This window comes from Methylobacterium sp. J-077 (assembly GCF_022829365.1).
In the GTDB taxonomy this organism is placed as follows: Bacteria; Pseudomonadota; Alphaproteobacteria; order Rhizobiales; family Beijerinckiaceae; genus Methylobacterium.
Map to the genome: position 1 here is coordinate 33574 of NZ_JAKSYJ010000037.1, position 19909 is coordinate 53482.

A 19909-nucleotide genomic window follows, 5' to 3' on the forward strand; every position below is an offset into this window, starting at 1 on the left:
AGCCCTGCTGCCGGGCTTCGCCGGGTGTCGGGCTTCGCCCTGACGACCCACTCGGCGCGGTGCCGCTGCAGGGCCTCGGGGTGCTCGGCCTGGAGCCAAGTGATCGTCTCCCCCGGATGGTTCCGGGAGGCCTACCGCGCCGCGCCGATCTCGACGCTGCCGGAGGCGGTGCGGCCGAACCGGGCCGGGCGGTACATGTCCTCCACCGAGGCGCCCGGATGTACGTAGGTGCCCGGTGAGACCGCCCGGACCGTGTAGGCCACGGTGAAGAACGCCGGCTGGTCCGGGGTGCGGTCGTAGGCGGCCACGAACCGGTCGTCGCGGAACTCGGTGTGGACCGGCTGCACGTCGGATTTGGCGAAGGCGAGGCCCTGGAGGGCGTCGGCGTCGAGCAGCTTCGGGTTGTCGATCTCCAGCCCCGCCGGTAGCGGATCGACCAGCAGGAGCCGGGCGGCCAGGGCCTTGTCCTCGGTGACCTTGAGCACCACCACGAGCCGGTCGTTCTGGCGCAGGCCCTGGGCCGGATCGACCAGGCTGCCGTCGAGCCGGTGGAACGTGCGCGCGATCGTGTAGCCCTGCGCCGCGGCGGGCTCAGGAATCAGCGGGTTGCCGTTCACCCCCAGCACCACCTGCACCGGCACCCGGCCGGTATTGGTGAGTTCGACATTGCGCCCCTCCAGCGCCGCCCCCCGGTAGATCCGGGCGAGCGGTCCGGTCTGCGCCGCGCCGTCGAGGCTGAAGGACAGCGCCTCCGCCTCCTTGGACAAGCTCTCGGCGGCGAGCACCAGCCAGGCATTCTCCTGGGTGCTGGTCGCGCGCACGTCCTGCCGCTCCTCGCCGATGATTGCGGCCACCGGGGCCAGGGCGGCCTGGGTGAGCCCGCTCTCCGCCGCCAGGGCGATCAGCCCGGCGCCGTCGCGCAGGCGAGAGCCGTAATCGGCCCGGTAGAGGCCGGCATCCCGCCGGGATTTCAGCGCGGTGAGCGCCGACTCCATCACCGTGGCGGCGCGGCCCCGGTCGCCCAGCAGCGCCAGGGACGCGGCGAGCTGCGCCCGGGCGAGCCCGGAGGCGAAGGCGTCGAGCTTGGTGTCGGCGAGGTAGCGCAGGTCGCCCATCACCGGCCGGCCGTTGCGGGCCAGGACGTAAGCCGCGTAGGCGAGGTCGGCACCGCCGTCCCGCACCTCCGTGGCGTTGGCGACACTGTTGCGCAGGCGGTCGAGGGCCTGGGCGAAGGCCCCCTGCGGCACCGCGAAGCCGCGCTCCCGGGCGCGGGTGAGGAAGTCGGTCACGTAGGCGTCGAGCCAGAGGTCGCCCGAGCCTTGCGCCGACCACAGGCCGAAATCGCCGCTCGAATCCTGGCGGGCGAGCAGGCGCTCGATCGACTCGCGCACCCGGTCGTCGACGTTTGTATCGAGGGCGAGCTTGTCCAGCGCCGCCAGGCGGTTGACGTAGAGCAGCGGCAGCGCCCGGCTGACGATCTGCTCGGAGCAGCCATAGGGATAGCGGTCCAGCGCCTGGAGCAGGGCCGGCACGTCGAGGCCGGGCAGCGCCGAGGCCGAGAGCGACACGCTGCCGGTCCCCGGCAGCAGGTCGGCCAGCAGGTCGGCGCTGACCGTTAGGCCGGTCCCGGGGGCCAGATTGCGCACCGAGCGGCGCAGCAGCGCCCCGGTTCCCGGCAGCACGCCGAGCGAAAAGCTCTGGCTCAGGGTCCCGTCGAGGCCCGGCCCCGACAGGGCGAGGTCGAGCCGCGCCGTGCCGGGCCCCGCGGCGGTGAGCGGGATCGCGACCTGGCCCCTGCCCCCGGCCTCCAGCCGGATCGTCTGCCGCAAGGCGCTGGCACCGATCAGGATCGGGCCGGAGGGGGCGATGTCCACCGTGTAGTCGCCGGCCCGGCCCTCGACGTTGTCGAGGGCCACGAACAGGCGCGAGCGGTCGCCGGTATCGAGGAAGTGCGGCAGGGTCGCGGCCAGCACCACGGGGTCGCGGATGATCACGTCCGCCTGCGCCTGGCCGACCCGGTCGCCGCTCCAGGCGGTGACCATCACCCGGCCGGTGCCGTTGAAGGCCGGCAGCGGGAACGTGACGCTGGCCGCCCCATCCGGCCCTACGGTCACGACGCCGGAGAACAGGGCGAGCGGCGCCTGGGCCGGCGGCGCGTCGGCGAGCTCGCCGCCCCCCGCGTCGCCGCCGGAGCGGATCGCCCCGGCCGAGCCCTGCATGCCGTCGATCAAGTAGCCGTAGAGGTCGCGGAATTCCGGCCCCAGGGCCCTCTGGCCGAGGAAGTACTGGGTCGGGTTCGGTGCCTCGTAGCGGGTCAGGTTGAGGATGCCGACATCGACCAGCGCCACGGTGATCCGTGCCGCCTCGCCGGACTTCAGACCGGTGAGCTGCACCGGGATGGTCAGGTCCTGCCGCGGGCGGGTGCGCTCCGGCGCCTTCACGGTGACGCCGAGGCTGCGCCGCGCGCGGTCCACCGAGAACCAGGCGAGCCCCAGCGCCCGGCCCGGCAGGCGCTTGGCCGCCTGATCGAGGGGCCGGTAGGCGGTGGCGATCAGGTAGGCGCCCGCGCCCCATTCGGCTTTGACCGGCAGGCTCACGGTGGTGCCCCCCGCCGGCACGCTGACCTCCACGGTCTCGTGCACCCGGTCGCTCACCACCATGAGGCTGGCCTGCCCCTTGAACTTCGGGCTGAGCGTGGCCCGCAGCGTGTCGCCGGCCGCGTAGGCGGCCTTGTCGAGGGTCAGGTCGAGGAGGTCCGGCGCGTCCGCTGTCTCGGAACCGCCCCAGCCGACCTCGAAGCCGAGGCTCGCCGTGGCCTCCGGGGCGCCCGCCGTCGCGATCTCCAGCCGGTAGCGGCCGACCGGGCCCACCGGTGCCTCGATCCGGCCCGGGGCCCCGGCCGCGAGGTCGAGGCTGCCGCTGGCGATCCGCCGGCTGGTCTTGACCGCCTCGAACGACCAGCGGCCGTCCGCGCGATACCATTGATAGGTCCGTTCCACCCGCGACAGGGTCCAGGTCACCCCGGGCCGGGCCAGCAGCTTGCCGTCCGGGGCGGCGAACACCGCGTCGAAACCCGCGCGGTCGCCCTCCTTCAGCTCCGGGGACGTCTTGCGGAGGGCGAGCACCGGCCCCGCCGGCAGGATCGGCAGGGTGAGGCTGCGCGACAGCGCCCGGCCGCCGGGCTCGCCCACCGCGAGGGTGATCTTCGCCTCCAGCGGCCGGGGCGCGGCCACCTCCGGCAGGGGCACGGTGACGGTGGCGTGCCCCTGCGCGTCCGTGGTGGCGTGGGTCGCGAGCTCCTGCACGCTCGGCTCGACGGCCTCGTCGTCGAGGCCGATCGTGTAGCCCGCCAGGCCCGCGATGCCGCTGCCCGAGGCCGCCTGCACGACGACGCTGCCCGACACGTCGAGCCCGGCGCCCGGGGCGCCGTAGAGGTAGCGCGCGGCGACGTCGACCTGCGCGGCCTCGCCCCGGCGCAGGGCGGCCTGGGCGGCCTTGAGGATCACTTCCAGGCGCTCGGGGACGTAATCCTCCACCAGGAAGCTGGTCGTGCCGAGCGCCGGGGCCTTCGGGTCGGTGTAGGCCGAGACCCGCCAGGTGCCGTGCATGGCCCCCGACAGCAGCGGCAGGGGCAGCGCCCGGCCGCCGAGCCCCTGGTCCGGCACCGAGACCCGGCGATACTCGACCCCGTCCGGACGCTTCACCACCAGGGTCAGCGGCAGGTCCGGCACCGCCGCGTTGCGGGGATCGCGCAGCAGGGCGGTGATCTGCACGGTCTCGCCCGAGCGGTAGACCCCGCGCTCGGTGAACAGGTAGGCGTCGAGCCCACCGGTCTCGGGCCGGCCCTTCACGCCGCGGTCGGTCAGGTCGAAGGCGCCGAGGTTGAGGTCGAGGAAGCCGTAATCGTCCCCCGCCTGGGCGACCACCAGGCTCGGCGCGGTGCCGCCCTCCCCGCGGGCGAGGCCCGGATCGAAGGCGGCATGGCCCTGCGCGTCGGTCCTGGCGGTCCCCAGCACCTCGTTGTTGCGGGCGATCAGCCGGATCTCGGCCCCCGGCAGTACCTGCGCGGAGGCGAGCGAGCGCAGGACCACGTGGACCCCGTCCCGCCCCTTGGTGGCGGTGAGCCCGAGATCTGAGACCACGAACCACTGGGTCGCCTGGGTCTCGTAGCCGTCCTCGTCCGGCGCGCCCGTGCCGGTGGGCCGGGCCAGCATCACGTAGAGGCCGGGCTCCAGCTTGCCCAACGCCTGCAGGACCGGGAAGGCGGTCACCGCCTCCTGGTTCAGCTCGGCCTTGGCGGTGTCGAGGGTGCCCTTCCAGACGCGCATGCCCTTCTCGGCCGCCAGGGTCCTGGCGGTCGCACCGCTGAGCTGGCCCAGAAAATCCTCCGAGCGCAGGGTCGGCAACAGGCCGCGGTCGCCGATGCGCAGGACCTCCACGTCGAGCTTCGGGGCGTTCACCGAGACCAGCGGCACGCCCGCCTGGCCGGTGCGCGGCAGGACATAGTTGCGCCCGGTGAACCGCACCTGCGGGGCGCGGTCGCGGACGTAGATCTCGTAATCGGCGGAGGTGAGCAGGCTCTCGCCCACCGTCGACGGCAGGCCCTGGCGCAGGACCACGGCGTAGCGGCCGCCATGCTTCAGGCCGTCGACGCAGACCTGCGAGCCCTCCGCCGTCACGGCGGCGCTGCTGCTGCCCGAGACCGCCACGTAGGGGGCGTAGTCGGTCTTGGGGACCACCGGCTCCGAAAGGGTGAAGCACAGCCGCGGCGCGGCGGCATCCGAATCGACCTTGTAGTCGAGCACCCGGAAGCCGTGCTCGGCGCGCAGGGCCTCGTAGGTCCGGCGGATCGCGGGGTCGCCGTCGAGGGCGAGGCTGGCCGCGTAGGCGTTCAGGGAAGGGCGCCAAGCGGATTGCCCGGCCTCCAGGGCGCCGAGCTGCGCCAGGGAGGCCGCGGCGTCGGCGGGTGACCCCGCGCGCTCATAGGCGCGGTAGGCGGCCGCTACGGCCCGGTCCCGCAGGACGGCACGGCCCTGATAGTCGTTCTCCTCCAGGGTCTCGACCGCCGCCGCAGCGGCCCGGGCATAGGCCTGCCAGGCGCGGATATTCGCCGGATCCGCCGCTACTGCAGCGGTGAGCGGGGCCAAAGCTGCGTCCGGCTTGTCGGAGGCGAGCAGTGTCTGTCCGGCGGCGAGGGACTGGCCGGCGGGCCTGAGCGATCCTCCGGCCTCGGCCTTGAGCGCCGCCTCGAGCCGCAATGCGGCGCTGGCGAGGTCGGTGCGGACGAAGGTTTTCTCGAAGGCGGCTGCCTGGGCGGTCCGGGGCTTCGGCGCCGTCTGGGCGAGGGCCGGCCCGCAGGCCAGGCCTGCCAGAAGCGCCAGAGCACCCGCAAGCCGGTTCCGCCACGCCATGCGCCTGCCCTCGTCGGCCCCGGAGCCCGGACGATTCGCCCCGGGATCGGCCGGCCGGGAGCCTAGCACCTGCGAGTCCGGCCGCAACGCCTCAGGCCGGTATTCGGAACCGCTCCGCGGCCCATGTCCTGCTGGGTCCCGAACGGGTTTGGGGCGCTGTCGTTCTTGCAGGCCGCAACGGGCCCCCTCTCCCGTGCGGGTGAGGGGCCGCGCCCATGACGCGAAACGCCGTGGCCTGCTCAAAGACCGAAACCTGTGTAGGCTTGAGCCTTTATGGGAGCGGGTCCCCGAACTTGTCACAGGTCACGGCATGCCCGGGCGTCCGCCGCCGTCACGGCGAGCGCAGGGCAGAATCCAAAACATCAGAACGCCTTGAGCACCTGCTCGGTGTGCTCCACCGAGACCGGCCCGGCGAAGCAGTGCGAGACCAGGGCGCGATAATCCTGCCAGGGCTGCGACCCGGTGAAGTCCTTGGTGTGGGCTTCCAGCGTGTCCCAGTGGATCATCAGGCGGTAGCGCTGGGGATGCTCGATCGAGCGGCGCACCTCGAAGGCGCGGCAGCCCTTGGCGGCCTTGAAGATCGCCGCGGCCTCGGCGATGCCGGCCTCGAACGCCGTCTCCATGCCGGGCTTGATCTCGATCTGTGCGATTTCGAGGATCATGACGTCGAATCCTTATCCTTACGCGTGGAGGGGGCGGCCGAGCTTGGCCGCCAGGATGCGTTGCGGGCTCAAGGCGGGATCGGCCTGCGCCGCCACCGGCAGGTAGGCGGTCTGCTCCAGCATGTAGCGGCCGCCCATCGCCCCGTGCATCACGAGGTCTGAGAAGGTCACCCAGGTGGCACCGGGCCGGAACGCGACATCGGCCTGCGGAGCGCTCGCCTGATAGGTCTCGTCCTGCTTGAGGGCGTCGTGCAGGTGCAGCATCAGGTGGTCGTATTCGGAGCGCCTTGCCTTGGTGATCCGCAGGGCGGCGAGCACGTGGGCCGAGAGGGCCGAGTAGCGCGGGACCCGCGGCAGGAATTTCTCCGCCATCGAGCCGAAATCCTCGCCGACCCGCCAGCGGCGCGGCTCGCCCGACGGGTTGATGTTGCGGAACACCCGCAGGATCCGCTTCTCGCCGATCGGGTTCGACGGGAAGGCGTCGACATGCAGCCGCGTGTCGTCGCGCCGCCAGCTGAGCTTGCGCCGGTCGACGTCGAAGGGGCGGTAGGAGGTGCCGGCCAGGCTCACCCGGTCGGCATAGTCCGGCAGGTAGGTGCCGATCAGGTCCCGGGCGAAGGCGCGGTAGCGGATCAGGATCTGGCGCAGGGCTTCCTGCTCTTCCGGGGTGCCGGCGGCGCCGCGCAGCTCCGCGGCCTCGCCCCGGATGTTGACGTTCTTGGCCTTGCCGTCCGCGAAGGGCCGCTCGGTGAACCGCTTCTCGAAGTCGCTGAACGGGAACGGCAGGTCCGGGAACAGCAGCACCGCGCCGGCTTCCAGTTCCCGGGCCAGGGAGCCGGCGGATTCGCCGGGGGCGACGGTGCGGATCGGGCTGATCATCGTGTGCGGGCCGGGCCTGCCGTGCCGGAGGGGCGCAATCCTGTAGCCGAGCTGCCGCCGGGAGGCCAGGGTCCGCATTTCCGGTGGATGACATCGCCCGTCCACTGGCACCGCCCGGGGCCGCGGCCCGGAGCGCTTGCGCAACCGCCGCGTTCCCGGCACGTTCCCCTCCGCATACCGGCCCACGAGCCCGGCGGAGGATGGCGCCGATGGCGACCCTGAAGGAATTCGAGGAAGCCCTGCGCGAGCACGGCATGAACATGGCGCTGGCGCTGCTGGAGCGCCTGCGCGAGCGCGACCGCGCCACCCGCACGGTCAAGCCGGCCCGCCGGCTGACCGGCCAGAAGATGACCCCCGAACTCGCCCGGGCGATCCTCGACCTGCACGCCTCCACCGGCATGACCCAGCAGGAGATCGCCTTCAAGGTCGGGGTCAACCAGGGCCGGGTCAACGAGGTGATCAAGCGCGGCAAGTGGCTGTCGGACGATCCCCAGGCCCCCGAGGCGGTGGCCCGGGACAAGGCGCTTGCCCGCATGCGCGGCGACCCCAAGCCGAAGAAGCCGCCCCTGGCAACGTCCCGTGCCAAGGAGCGCAAGGCGGCCGCCCCCAAGACCCCCGCCAAGGCGCGCAACCAGGGCCAGCTGGCGCTCGGGGATCTGTAGGAACGAATGGGATTCTAAGGGGCTCGCAGCCCTTTGGCAGGGTTCGGGGCACGCAGCCCCGAGTTCGCATGCCTCTCAGGGGCTCTCGCAGGGCTCTGCCCTGCACCCGCAAAAGGTCGTCGACCTTTTGAATCCGGGATTTTTACGGGCTCAGTTCGTCGGCGCGAAATGCCCGCGGTAGCGCGCGCCGATCGCCTCGACCGGGAGCGCCACGAACACGTCGGTGGTGCCGAACTGGCGGTCGATCACCGCGCCGTCCCCGAAGGTCGCGCCGATCCGCAGGTAGCCCTTGATCAGCGGCGGCAACGCCTGGAGCGCCGCCTTAGGATCGACCGCCTCGCGCGGCAGCCGGTCCATCGCCACCGCCCGCTCCGGCAGGGCCCGGGCCCGCCACGCCTCCGGGGCGCGGGCGTGGTGGTGCAGGAACGACAGCGGCAGGGCCAGCCGGTCCGGATCGGTGCCCTCCAGGCTGGCGCAGCCGATCAGCGCGTCGATCCGGTGGTGCAGCACGTAGGCGTAGATCCCCTGCCACAACAGCTCGACGGTGCGCTTGCCCCGGTAGGGCTTGAGCACGCAGGAGCGGCCGAGCTCGAGCAGCCGCCGGTGCCCCTGGGCGGCCAGGAGCGGCTCCAGGTCGTACTCGCCCTCGGAGTAGAAGCCGGCATGGCGTTCGGCCACCTCGCCGCGGAGCAGCCGGTAGGTGCCGACCACCTTCGGACGGTGCTCGACGAACGGCTTCTTCCGCCGCGGCGCGGCATGGTCGAGGACCAGGAGATGGTCGCAGAGCGCGTCGTAGCCGTCGCAATCTCTTCGCGACAAAGCCGCGAGGCCCGTCGGGATCGCCGCCATCTCTTCGTAGAAGACCTTGAAACGCAGACGCTGCGCCCGCCGGATCTCGGATTTCTTCGACGCGAGCCGCACCTCGAGGTTGCCGATCCGGCCGAGGCTGCGGCCCTCGAACGGCTCGGGCAGGCGGATCGCCCGCTCGGCCGACAGGACATCCGCGATGCCCGCAGGGCCGGCCTGAATCAGCGCGTGCCGGCGGCGCAGCTTCGCGATCGGCGCGCCGACGCCCCATTGCATACCCTGAACGCCCTTGTGCCAGCCGGCTCCGAGCGCGCTGTAGGCTCCGCGGGCGAGATTGGCGACCATGGTCGGGTTCACTCCGGGTGCACGGTTATGCACCGTCCGGACGGATAGAGAGCACGAAGCGCACACGCCATTATGACAGCCGCGACACGAGAACGCCCCGGCCGGGGCCGAGGCGTTCCATCAGTCGAGCCGGTCTTCAAGCCTGCGGCCGGATCAGGCCGCCTGCTGGACCGCGTCCTTGCGCACGTCACCCTCGATCACCGGCGCGGACGGGGTGCCGGCCGTGGCGATCTGGATGCGGCGGGGCTTCTTCGCCTCCGGCACCTCGCGGACGAGGTCGATATGGAGGAGGCCGTTCTCCAGGGCCGCACCGGTCACCTGGACGTGGTCGGCGAGCTGGAAGCGGCGCTCGAACGCGCGGGCCGCGATACCCTGGTGCAGGAACTCCGCCTTGGCCTCGGCCTTGCGCTCGCCCTTGAGGGTGAGGGCGTTCTCCCGGACCTCGATCGACAGGTCGGCTTCGGTGAAGCCGGCGACCGCGACGGTGATGCGGTAGGCGTTCTCGCCGGTCCGCTCGATGTTGTAGGGCGGGTAGGTCGGCGCCGCCTCGGCGGTGGCGAACTGGTCGAGGGCGGAGAACAGCCGGTCGAAACCGACGGTGGACCGATACAGGGGGGCGAGATCGAACTGACGCATGACATATCCTCGTCTGAGCAACATGCAGAATTGGTCCGCCCGATGGGCCGGACCCGTCTTTCGTGCCGCCTGACGGCCGGCACAGACGGAATATCGGGGGCGAAAAATCGGCGTTCAAGACCCGCGGCGAGGGCGGAGTCCGGGATTTTTTCGGCTACGGTCACGCTGGCGCGCGGACGAAACGAGGTGGGCCCGTGAGACGGTTCGACGGGGATATCGGGCGGGAGCCGCCGCTCCTGACCCTGCGCGGCACGCCGGACAATCCGGTGCCGCCCGGAGGCACCCTGATCGCGGTCGGCACCCGCGACGACTGCACCCTGCGGGCAGCCTATTGGCAGAGTACGGCGCGGACCTGCCGGGGCACGGTCTGCCTGCTCCAGGGCCGGGCCGAATTCATCGAGAAGTACTACGAGACCATCCAGGATCTGCGCACGCGCGGCTTCGCCGTGGTGGCGTTCGACTGGCGCGGCCAGGGCGAGTCGGACCGGCGGGTCGACGACCCGCACAAGGGCCATGTCGGCCGGTTCGACGATTACCGCATCGATCTCAGGGCGGTGGCCGAGACGGTGCTGGTGCCGCTGATGCCCGAGCCGCATGTCGGCCTCGCGCACTCGATGGGCGGCTGCGTCGCCCTGATCGGGGCGCTCGACGGCTGGCTGCCGTTCCGGCGGCTGGTCACGGTGGCGCCGATGCTGTCGGTCCGGATGGTGCGCTGGCCCGCCGGGGCGGCGTTCCTGTCGCGGGTCTTGCACCGGATCGGGCTGGGCGACCGCTACATCCCGCTCGGCAAGCCGGTCTCGATCGCCACCAAGCCCTATGCAGGCAATCGCCTGTCGCGCGATCCGGTGCGCTACGCCCGCAACGCGGCCGCGGCCCGGCAGGTCGGCGCCGGCGCGGTCGGGGACCCGACGATCGCGTGGCTCGCCGAGGCGTTCCGGGCGATGGCGCGCCTGCGCGACCCGCGCGCCGCCCCGCGCATCACCCTGCCGACCCTGATCGTCGCGGCCGGCGCCGATCCGGTCTGCGGGACCCTGGAGACCGAGCGGTTCGCGGCGCGGCTGAAGGCCGGCCACATCCTGGTCCTGCCGGATTCCCGGCACGAGATCCTGAGCGAGCGCGACGCCATCCGGCAGGATTTCTGGGCGGCCTTCGACGCCTTCGTGCCGGGCTCGCCCCTGCCCTCCCACCTGGAGGTGGAGGCGCACACGGCCGTGCCAGTGGCCTGAGCCGTCAGCCCCCCAACTCCGGGTCGATGTCCCGCGGGCGCACGAACCGCTCCAGCCGGCCTTGCCCCGGGACGACCGTCGACCAGGATGCGGCGTCGAACGCGATCACCGCGTAGGCGGCGGTCGGGAATTCCGTGGCGAGGCGCGCGAGCTCCTTGCGGGCCCCCTCCCCGGCCAGGGTCGCCGCGAGGTCGCCCAGCCCCGGATTGTGGCCGACGACGATCACGGTTTCGGCCGCGTCGGGCGCCCCTCGGATCACCCCGAGGATCCGCTCCGCCGGCGCCTCGTAGATCTCCCGGTGGAACCGCGCCTCGGGCGCGCCGAGGGCGGCGGCCACCGCCTCCCAGGTCTCGCGGGTGCGGGTGGCGGTCGAGACCAGGGCGAGGTCGGGCCGAAAGCCCGCCTCGGCAAGGTGGGCGCCCACGGCCGGCGCGGCCCGGCGGCCGCGGTCGTTGAGCGGCCGTTCGTGGTCGGCGACGCCGGCCGGACGGTCCGACTTGGCGTGCCGCAACAGGATCAGCCTGCGCATGGAGCGAGCCCTTCTCGGCGTGGGAGTCTCGACAGGCGCCGGATTCGCGCCGGGGCCCGGTTAGCCGAAAGCGCGGCGCGCGGGAACCTCGGCAGCCCTGCCCGGTTCGGAAACCGGGGCCGCCGAAGCAGGGCAAGCCGTGGATAGCGGCCTCTGTCGAAGGAGGTCGCGCGATGGATCGATCGCTCCGGGTGTCCGAGATCCTGTCCTGGTACGGGGCCGACAGCCCCGGCACGCTCACCAACCTCGCCCGGATGCTGGAGCACGGGTGGCTCGGCGGCACCGGCAAGATGCTGATCCTGCCGGTGGACCAGGGCTTCGAGCACGGCCCCGCCCGCAGCTTCGGCCCGAACCCGGCGGCCTACGATCCGCATTACCATTTCGAGCTCGCCCTGGCGGCGGGCTGCAATGCCTACGCTGCGCCGCTGGGCTTCCTGGAGGCGGGCGCGCGGGATTACGCCGGGCGGATCCCGCTGATCCTCAAGCTCAACGATCACGACCTGCTCGCGGACGAGGACGATCCCGAGCAGGCGATCACCGGCTCGGTGGCGGATGCTTTGCGGCTCGGCGCCTGCGCGATCGGCTTCACGATCTATCCCGGCTCGACCCACCGCAACGCCATGTACGGCCAGATCCGGGTGATCGCCGAGGAGGCCAAGAGCGTCGGCCTCGCCGTGGTGATCTGGTCCTATGCCCGCGGCTCGGCCCTGTCGAAGGAGGGCGAGACCGCCATCGACGTGATCGGCTACGCGGCGCAGATCGCCGCGCAACTCGGCGCCCACATCATCAAGGTCAAGCTGCCCACCGCCCATATCGAGCAACCGGCTGCCAAGAAGGTCTACGAATCGACCGGCATCCCGATCGGCACCGCGGCCGAGCGGGTGCGCCACGTGGTGCAATGTGCCTTCAACGGGCGACGGATCGTGATCTTCTCGGGTGGCGCCCAGGCCGAGGAAGACAAATTCCTCGATGAGATCCGCGCCATCCAGGCGGGCGGCGGCTTCGGCTCGATCGTCGGCCGCAACGCCTTCCAGCGCTCCAAGGCGGATGCCCTGAAGCTGCTGGGGCAGATCACTGATATCTACGCGGGGAAGGACGGCTGAGGCTCAGCCGCCCCGCTGCTCGCGGCGCATCATGAAGGCGAGCTTCTCGAACAGGCTGACATCCTGCTCGTTCTTCAGCAGGGCGCCGTGCAGGGGCGGGATCAGCTTGCGGCCGTCGCGCTCGCGCAGGGTCTCGGGCGAAATATCTTCGGAGACGAGGAGCTTGAGCCAGTCCAGCAGTTCCGAGGTCAAGGGCTTCTTCTTGAGGCCCGGCACCTCGCGGGTTTCCAGGAACACCCGCAGGGCCTCCTCGACCAGACGGTGCTTGATGCCCGGATAATGGACGTCGACGATGCGCATCAGCGTCTCGGCGTCCGGGAACTTGATGTAGTGGAAGAAGCAGCGGCGCAGGAACGCGTCCGGCAGCTCCTTCTCGTTGTTCGAGGTGATGATCATGATCGGCCGGCGCACGGCCTTCACGGTCTCGCCGGTCTCGTAGACGTGGAACTCCATCCGATCGAGTTCGGTCAGGAGGTCATTGGGGAATTCGATATCGGCCTTGTCGATCTCGTCGATCAGCAGCACCGGGCGCTCGGGGGCTGTGAACGCCTCCCAGAGCTTGCCCCGGCGGATGTAGTTGCCGATGTCCGAGACCCGCGGGTCGCCGAGCTGCGAGTCGCGCAGCCGCGAGACCGCGTCGTACTCGTAGAGGCCCTGCTGGGCCTTGGTGGTCGACTTGATGTTCCAGACGATCAGCGGCGCACCCAGCCCCTTGGCGATTTCTTCCGCCAGCACGGTCTTGCCGGTGCCGGGCTCGCCCTTGACCAGGAGCGGACGCTCCAGGACCACGGCGGCGTTGACCGCGGCGGTCAGGTCGGGGGTCGCGACGTAGGACTCGGTTCCGGAAAATCGCATCGGTCGCTTGCCTCGGCCGGGAGAATCAGGGGCGCGTATCAACTGTGTGCGGTCTTGCGCGGGCGTCCGCCCCGCGATCCGTTGGCGCGCGCCGCCGCGGCCTTGGCGGCAGAGGTCGCGCGCCCGGCCCGCGCGGCCATGTAGGCGCGCGTGCCGAAAATTCCGGCCAACAGACCGGGCACCGAGATGTCCACGTCCAGGGTTTCCCAGTGCAGGCCGTAGCCGGAACCCAGGAGCTCGATCTCGGCGATCTGATCCTCGTCCGCGCTTTCCAGGCCTTGGACCAAGCGTGGTGGAAAGGCGAAGGTACATCCGTTGTCGAGGTCGAGCACCACGCGGCCCCGCGCGCGATCGTAGCGCGCCGTCTCGGCCCGAGGACCAGGGGGCGCTCCGCGCGGCGTGGCCGAGGCGTCGGTCGGATCAGCCATGGATCTCCTCCCAGCGTGCCAGCAGCAGGTCCCGATGCTCGGAGACGAGACTCAACGCCCGTAGGCGCTCGACCCGGCTCATGCCCGCCGACCAGACGAGTTCGGGCTCGCCGGTCGATGAGACGAGATTGATCTTGGCATGCCCGTCCCCGAAGACGTGCACATGGGCGGGCTCGTGGTCGTCGACGAAGATGATGACACGCAGCCCACCGGCTCGAAGAATCGTTGCCATCGGTAACCCATCATGTTGGGTTACCTAGCAGGGGCGCTGGACCACGTAAACGCGCCGCCCAGCGGGCGAGGTGGCCTAACCCTTCTCGTGCCAGACGCAGTTCCGGGCCAGGATCTCCAGGTTCACGTCGGATTTCTGCGGCTGCGGCAGGGTCTTGCCGTCCATGGCGAGGTCGATCTTGATCTCGACCTGCCCCTTCGACTCGTTGGAGCGCCGGGAGAAGTAGCAATACTGCTGGTAGGGCTGGTCGGCGTTGTCCTTGAAGTTCCAGCCGGTGACGATCTGGCCGTCGAGATAGGGCACCTGCTTGAACACCGTGAAGGTGGTGTTCACGGCGGCCTTCGAGGCCGGGGCGGCATCGCTGCCGAGCTGGGCCTTGGTCGGCGTCGGCGTGCCGCCGCCGAGCTTGGGCAGGCCCTCGAGCTTGAGGGTGTTGTCGGTCAGCGTGACCTCGCCCTTGGTCTTCAGGGTCACGTCCGAGAGTGCGGCCTGCATGGCGGCGGCGATCTTCTCCGCGGCCGTGTCGAACTGGTTGAGGGTCGCCCAGCCATAGGCCGCCGCCCCGACGCCGATGCCGGACAGGCACGCGAAGGCGCCGAAGCCCAGCGCCCGGAACAGGAAGGCCCGGGCCGCGACGTAGCTCGAATCCGCCCGCAGGCGGGAATTCACCTGCTGGGCGAGGGCGACGTTCTCAGGGGTGCCGCCGGCGACGTAATTCATGCGCCGGCTCCCGCGGCAGGTAGGGACTGCTGGCCCGGAAGGTTTTGGCCGGGCAGGCTCTGCTGGCCCTGGGCCGGCCGGTTCATCGGGATCACCGCACCGGTGGCGTTGGCCGCCCGGGGCATGATCGGCTCGGGGTTGGAGCGCAGCGCGTCGGCGATCGCGTCCAGCATGAACGGCGCGGCCTCCGGGTTCACGGCGGCGCCGAGGTCGTCCTCATCCATGAAGGTCCGGCGGGTGGAGACCGCGCAGAGCGCCAGGATGGTCGACGCGAAGGCGGCGCAGACGGCGGGCAGGAACACGAAGATCCGCAGGAAGGCGTGGACCTGGCTCTCCGTCACGTCGATCGGGTCGACGCCGTAGACCATGGCGGTGAAGGAGTGCAGCTGCGAGCGGTTGACCGCGTTACGGTAGCCCTGCTCGGCATCGGCCACCCGCCGGTCGGCGGCCCCGGGATCGAGCGCGGCGCGCGCCTTGCGGGCCTCCTCGAGGTTCTTGACCAGCACCGCGCGATCGGCCGAGGCCTTGGTGACGCCCGCCGACAGGGCGGCCACGCGCGGATCGGCCACGCATTTCAGGTTCTGGTACTTGCGGCCCTTGCTGTTGGTGCCGAACACCCGCTCGCAGCGCTGGGCCGGCAGGCCCGCGAGCTGCTGGGCGTTGTCGGAGGACCGCTTCTCGATCTGGTCGAGCTCCGCCGTGTACTGCGCCACGCGCTCGTCCGCCGCCTTGATGCGGTCGCCGATCGTGGCGCGGTCGGCCTGAGCGTCCTTGAGGGCGGTCTTGGTCCGCGCCGCCTCCATCAGGCGGGGATGGAACATCATCTCGCCGAGCTGCGACACCGACTTGGTGGTCACGCCAGCCGCGAAGATGATGCCGAGCACCGCCAGCCCGCGCACGAAATGCGAGCGCTGGGTGCGGGCCAGGATGCCGAGCGGCACGCGGCACAGCTCGACGGCGGCGTAGACCAGGGGCGCCAGCAGCATGAAGTAGAAGGCGTGCCAGTCGCCGTCGCTGTAGACGCCCGCGAACAGCCACGCGCCCCAGAGCGAGGCGCCGATCACCATGAACTCGACGAGGTACGCGATCGCGACGTAGCCCCACTTGATGCGGTAGCCGCGATCGACGTGCCGCTGGTGCTGCCACCGGTCCGATTCGAGCTTCCATTGGCGGCGCTCGCGGGCGAGGTCGCGACTCGGTGGCGCCGCGGGACCGGAGAATATCGACTTGATGGAGATCATCGGCCTCGTCACATCCATCGGGTCCTGTCGCGGGCGCGCGCATCCCTGCAATTTCCGCATCACCTTTTTTCGAAAGCTGGAAACCACCTTTCGAGAGGATGCTCAAATGCAGGCGCGGCCCTGGCCGAACGTAACCCCCGGTTAACTCCAGCGTGTAGGCGGGCATTGTGCCGATTTTGGGCCGCCCTGCACCCCTTCCCCGGTGGATCGCCCGCAAGCGCCGCCCGGGTGGCTGAAATGTCTCACCCGACATGTGTATCCGGCTTGTGTCAGAGCGCACCTCGCCGGCCTTGCGGTGGCCGAAAGCGGTTGCCCGGCGCGCGGTGCCGACCCATGATCGCGCATCCGTGATCGGCTTCCGCACCGGTCGAAAATACGAGGTTCGATCCGCCGCCGATGCCAGAGGTTCACGCCGGCTCCTACAAGGAAGCGATCCTGTTCCTCGTCACCGCGGGCATCGTGGTGCCGCTGTTCCACCGGCTGCGGATCTCCCCGGTGCTGGGCTTCATCGGCGCCGGCGCCCTGCTCGGACCCTTCGGCCTCGGGCGTCTCGCCGACACCCATCCCTACGTCCACCTCTTCACCATCGGCAACCGCACCGAGATCGCGCATCTGGCCGAGTTCGGCGTGATCTTCCTGATGTTCATGATCGGAGTCGAGCTGTCGTGGGAGCGGCTGCGGACCCTGCGCCGGCTCGTCTTCGGCCTCGGCTCGCTGCAGGTCGGCTGCTCGGCGCTGATCCTCGGGGCGATCCTGTACGGGCTGCAGGTGCCGCTCGCCGGCGCGGCGATCGTCGGCATCGGGCTCGCGCTGTCGTCGACCGCGGTGGTGCTGCCGGTGCTCGCCGAGCAGAAGCGGCTCAACGCGCCCTCCGGCCGGGCGAGCTTCGCGGTCCTGCTGTTCCAGGATCTCGCGGTCGCCCCAGTGCTGTTCGCCATCGCGGTGCTGGGCCGCGGCGACGAGGGCGACAAGGGCTGGGCGCTGGCCATGGCCTTGGGCCAGGCCGCCGTCGCGCTGCTGCTGATCGTGGTCGCCGGCCGCTTGGCCCTGCGCCCGCTGTTCCAGCTGGTGGCGCGGACGCGCTCCACCGAGCTGTTCATGGCGGCCTGCCTGCTGGTCATCGTCGGCACCGCGCTGACGGCGGCGGCGAGCGGGTTGTCGATGACGCTCGGCGCCTTCGTGGCCGGGCTGCTGCTGGCCGAGACCGAGTACCGCCGGGCGATCGAGGCGACCATCGACCCGTTCAAGGGCCTGCTGCTGGGCGTGTTCTTCGTCTCCGTGGGCATGAACCTCGACCCGGCCCAGCTCATGGCGGCGCCCGGGGCGATCCTCGGCCTGTCGCTGGCGCTGGTCCTGATCAAGGCCGCCGTGGTGATGATGGCGGCCCCTGCCCTCAAGATCTCCCGTCCTGTGGCGCTGGAGGCGGCCCTGCTCCTCGGGCCGGGCGGCGAATTCGCCTTCGTGCTGATCGGGGGCGCCGTCGCCGCCGGGCTGGTGCCGGAGGATGTCGGCGCGGCCGCCCTGATCGTGACCACCGTCACGATGATCATGATCCCGGCCCTGGCGGCTCTGGGCCGGCGGCTGGGCCGGCGCGCGACGAGCTCCGCCCAGGCTGCCATGAAGTCGGAGCCGCTGCCGGACCGGGTCGAGAACCGGGTGATCATCGCCGGCTTCGGCCGCGTCGGCCGCCAGGTCGGCGAGATGCTGGACCGGCACGGGATCCCCTACCTCGCCCTCGATTCCGACGCGGCCCGGGTGGCCGAGCAGCGCCGCGCCGGCGCGCCGGTCTATTTCGGGGATTCCGGCAACACCGAGATCCTGCGCCGCTGCGACATCGCCACGGCTCGCGCCCTGGTGGTCACCCTCGACAACCCGCGGGCCGTCGAGCAGGCGGTGACGGCGGCCCGGGCGGAGCGGCCGGACCTGACCATCGTCGCCCGCGCCCGCGATGCCCGCCACGCCTCGGCCCTGTACGAGCTCGGCGTCGACGACGCGGTGCCCGAGACGATCGAGGCCTCGCTGCAATTGTCGGAGGCGGTGCTGGTCGATGTCGGCGTGCCGATGGGCCTCGTCATCGCGTCGATCCACGAGCGGCGGGACGAGTACCGCGCGCTGCTCAAAAAGCGCGAGAACGAGGCAAAGCCGATCTTTCGCGCCCGGCGCACGGTGGGAAAGGCCCTCGGCAAGCCGCCGGCCAAGAAAGAGGTTGCGGCGCGCCAGGAAGCTTGAGCCGACGGCCGCGGACAGCCTTACGCCGGGGCTAGATGCGCCTCGGCGTGCTTGGGCTGCCGGGTCACGCGGTTGCGCGGCGCCGGCTCGAAGCCGTCGGCGAAGCTGCACCGGTAGACGAGTTCGTCCGCCGGTCCGAGGCCGGTGACCAGGGGGACGGTCACGGTGTCCCCCGAGAAGCGCCAGCCCCGGGCACCCTTGTCCCAGTACAGCCAGACAGTCCCGGGGAACCCTCGCAGGGTGAACACCGCGGCCTTGCGCGACAGGGCCTGCACGGCACGGGGCGCGTACATGCCCTTGGCGCGGTAGGCCTCCCGGGTCGTCTCGGGCTGGCGATCCATGAAGGTGTTACGCACCAGTTGAATCGTCGCGCCCGGCTTCCCGAGAAACCGCTTGAAATCCGTCACATTCCGCAGGATGACCGCCATCGCAGGCCTCCTCGCTTCGTTCGGTGCGGCACGCGTCCTCGCGGCTGAACACACCTGATGCCCCGAGTTGAGCGATTCCCGTGACGGTTTCAGTGACTGCGCGAGGCTTGTCCGGGCACATATCAACAGATTCGACGACTTATGCCCAACTTATGAGTCTCCGGGGCCAGCGGAGACTCTCCAGGTGCCTCTGCATTAGGCCTTTGTCTGCCGCTGAATCTTGTCGACCATCCGCGACGACTCGGGGAGAAGGCCCGGACATCCTGCCCGGCCGACCGTAAGCTTGTCTGATTCGCCTGGGCTTGACCCGGGCGTCGTGCTGGCGCGTTCTTCCAGGATGCTGCTGCACTTCTTCACGGCCCTCCGGGAGGCCAAGGTACCCGTCTCCCTCAAGGAGTACCTGACCCTGCTCGGCGCCCTCGACCGGGGCCTGGCCGAACACGATGTCGAGGCGTTCTACTTCCTGTCGCGCACCGCGCTGGTGAAGGACGAGGCGCATCTCGACCGGTTCGACCGGGTGTTCGGCACGGTGTTCAAGGGGCTGGAGACCCTCGGCGCGGCGGTGGAGCCCGCGGCGATCCCCGAGGAATGGCTGCGCAAGCTCGCGGAGAAGTACCTGACCGAGGCCGAGAAGGCCGAACTGCAGGCGCTCGGCTGGGACAAGCTGTTCGAGACGCTCAAGCAGCGGTTGGCCGAGCAGACGGCGCGCCACCAGGGCGGCTCGAAATGGATCGGCACCGGCGGGACCTCCCCGTTCGGCGCCTACGGCTACAATGCCGAGGGTATCCGCATCGGCCAGGACGGGAACCGCAACTTCCGCGCGGTGAAGGTCTGGGACAAGCGCGAATTCAAGGATCTCGACGACGACCGCGAGATCGGCGCGCGCACCATGCGCCTCGCTCTGCGGCGGCTGCGCCGCTTCGCCCGGACGGGGGCGGCCGAGGAGCTCGACCTCGACGGCACGATCCGCGAGAGCGCCCGCCAGGGCTATATCGACGTGCGGCTGCGGCCGGAGCGGCGCAACGCCGTCAAGGTGCTGCTGTTCCTCGACGTGGGCGGCTCGATGGACTGGCACATCGCGCAGGCGGAGGCGCTGTTCTCGGCGGCGCGCTCGGAGTTCAAGCACCTCGCGCATTACTACTTCCACAACTGCCCCTACGAGGCGGTCTGGACCGAGAACCGGCGTCGGCACGAGGCGAAGACCCCCCTGCTCGACGTGATCCGCACCTATGGCAGCGACTACCGGGTGGTGTTCGTGGGCGACGCCTCGATGAGCCCCTACGAGATCGCCACGCCGGGCGGCTCGGTGGAGCATTGGAACGCGGAGCCCGGCGCTGTCTGGATGCAGCGGCTCCTCGACCATTTCCCGAAGGCGGCGTGGCTCAACCCGATACCGGAGACCCACTGGGGCTACACCCAGTCGATCGGGATGGTGCAGCGGCTCGTGGGCGGCCGGATGTTCCCGTTGACCCTCGACGGGCTCGACGCGGCGGCCCGGGCGCTGGTGCGGTGAGGG

17 protein-coding genes are annotated in these 19909 nt (G+C 71.0%); 5 read left to right on the top strand and 12 right to left on the bottom strand.

Annotation, left to right across the window (positions count from 1 at the left end; translation table 11 throughout):
- Positions 1–131: 131 nt before the first annotated feature.
- The 3 genes from MKL11_RS01850 to MKL11_RS01860 form a co-directional block, all read right to left on the bottom strand.
- A complete protein-coding gene (locus MKL11_RS01850; RefSeq protein WP_243939727.1) occupies positions 132–5411 on the bottom strand; it encodes an alpha-2-macroglobulin family protein in 5280 nt (1759 codons plus the stop codon).
- Between the two features lie 362 nt (positions 5412–5773).
- On the bottom strand, positions 5774–6073 hold the full coding sequence (locus MKL11_RS01855; protein ID WP_243939729.1) for an antibiotic biosynthesis monooxygenase family protein: 300 nt from the start codon (positions 6071–6073) through the stop codon (positions 5774–5776).
- Positions 6074–6091: 18 nt separating this feature from the next.
- Entirely contained in the window at positions 6092–6952 is an 861-nt protein-coding gene (locus MKL11_RS01860; RefSeq protein ID WP_243939806.1) for a Kdo hydroxylase family protein, read from the bottom strand.
- Between the two features lie 209 nt (positions 6953–7161).
- Here MKL11_RS01860 and MKL11_RS01865 point away from each other — a divergent pair, with 209 nt between their 5' ends.
- Positions 7162–7614, top strand: coding sequence for an RNA polymerase subunit sigma-70 (locus MKL11_RS01865; protein ID WP_243939731.1), 453 nt, complete (start codon positions 7162–7164; stop codon positions 7612–7614).
- Positions 7615–7764: 150 nt separating this feature from the next.
- Here the strand turns inward: MKL11_RS01865 and MKL11_RS01870 are convergent, their stop codons facing one another.
- Positions 7765–8766 carry a GNAT family N-acetyltransferase gene (locus MKL11_RS01870; protein ID WP_243939733.1) on the bottom strand — a complete coding sequence of 334 codons (1002 nt, stop codon included), beginning with the start codon at positions 8764–8766 and terminating at the stop codon, positions 7765–7767.
- A 153-nt stretch (positions 8767–8919) separates the two neighbouring features.
- Positions 8920–9402: an Hsp20 family protein gene (locus MKL11_RS01875; protein WP_243939735.1), complete on the bottom strand. Its 483-nt coding sequence runs from the start codon at positions 9400–9402 to the stop codon at positions 8920–8922.
- A gap of 194 nt (positions 9403–9596) precedes the next feature.
- Between MKL11_RS01875 and MKL11_RS01880 the strand changes: the two genes are divergently transcribed.
- Positions 9597–10628, top strand: a complete 1032-nt coding sequence (locus MKL11_RS01880; protein WP_243939737.1) for an alpha/beta fold hydrolase — start codon at positions 9597–9599, stop codon at positions 10626–10628.
- 4 nt (positions 10629–10632) lie between these two features.
- On the opposite strand, the gene MKL11_RS01885 is transcribed toward MKL11_RS01880, so the two are convergent.
- Positions 10633–11157 carry a SixA phosphatase family protein gene (locus MKL11_RS01885; protein ID WP_243939739.1) on the bottom strand — a complete coding sequence of 175 codons (525 nt, stop codon included), beginning with the start codon at positions 11155–11157 and terminating at the stop codon, positions 10633–10635.
- 173 nt (positions 11158–11330) lie between these two features.
- Here MKL11_RS01885 and MKL11_RS01890 point away from each other — a divergent pair, with 173 nt between their 5' ends.
- Entirely contained in the window at positions 11331–12260 is a 930-nt protein-coding gene (locus tag MKL11_RS01890; protein WP_243939740.1) for a class I fructose-bisphosphate aldolase, read from the top strand.
- Between the two features lie 3 nt (positions 12261–12263).
- On the opposite strand, the gene MKL11_RS01895 is transcribed toward MKL11_RS01890, so the two are convergent.
- The 5 genes from MKL11_RS01895 to MKL11_RS01915 form a co-directional block, all read right to left on the bottom strand.
- The gene (locus tag MKL11_RS01895; protein WP_243939742.1) at positions 12264–13115 is read right to left on the bottom strand and encodes an AAA family ATPase; all 852 of its coding nucleotides are present in this window, start codon (positions 13113–13115) and stop codon (positions 12264–12266) included.
- Positions 13116–13153: 38 nt separating this feature from the next.
- Entirely contained in the window at positions 13154–13543 is a 390-nt protein-coding gene (locus MKL11_RS01900) for a DUF2442 domain-containing protein (protein ID WP_243939745.1), read from the bottom strand.
- The gene (locus MKL11_RS01905) at positions 13536–13775 is read right to left on the bottom strand and encodes a DUF4160 domain-containing protein (protein ID WP_243939747.1); all 240 of its coding nucleotides are present in this window, start codon (positions 13773–13775) and stop codon (positions 13536–13538) included. Before MKL11_RS01905 ends, MKL11_RS01900 begins: the two co-directional genes overlap by 8 nt.
- A gap of 75 nt (positions 13776–13850) precedes the next feature.
- Entirely contained in the window at positions 13851–14495 is a 645-nt protein-coding gene (locus MKL11_RS01910; RefSeq protein ID WP_243939749.1) for a hypothetical protein, read from the bottom strand.
- Complete coding sequence (locus MKL11_RS01915; protein WP_243939751.1) at positions 14492–15754, bottom strand: ATPase; 1263 nt, start codon at positions 15752–15754, stop codon at positions 14492–14494. Before MKL11_RS01915 ends, MKL11_RS01910 begins: the two co-directional genes overlap by 4 nt.
- Positions 15755–16132: 378 nt before the next feature.
- Between MKL11_RS01915 and MKL11_RS01920 the strand changes: the two genes are divergently transcribed.
- On the top strand, positions 16133–17965 hold the full coding sequence (locus MKL11_RS01920; RefSeq protein ID WP_243939754.1) for a cation:proton antiporter: 1833 nt from the start codon (positions 16133–16135) through the stop codon (positions 17963–17965).
- A gap of 20 nt (positions 17966–17985) precedes the next feature.
- Here MKL11_RS01920 and MKL11_RS01925 read toward each other — a convergent pair whose 3' ends face one another.
- Positions 17986–18393: a hypothetical protein gene (locus MKL11_RS01925; RefSeq protein WP_058193747.1), complete on the bottom strand. Its 408-nt coding sequence runs from the start codon at positions 18391–18393 to the stop codon at positions 17986–17988.
- A gap of 337 nt (positions 18394–18730) precedes the next feature.
- Between MKL11_RS01925 and MKL11_RS01930 the strand changes: the two genes are divergently transcribed.
- Positions 18731–19906, top strand: a complete 1176-nt coding sequence (locus MKL11_RS01930) for a vWA domain-containing protein (protein ID WP_243939808.1) — start codon at positions 18731–18733, stop codon at positions 19904–19906.
- The last annotated feature ends 3 nt before the right edge of the window (positions 19907–19909 follow it).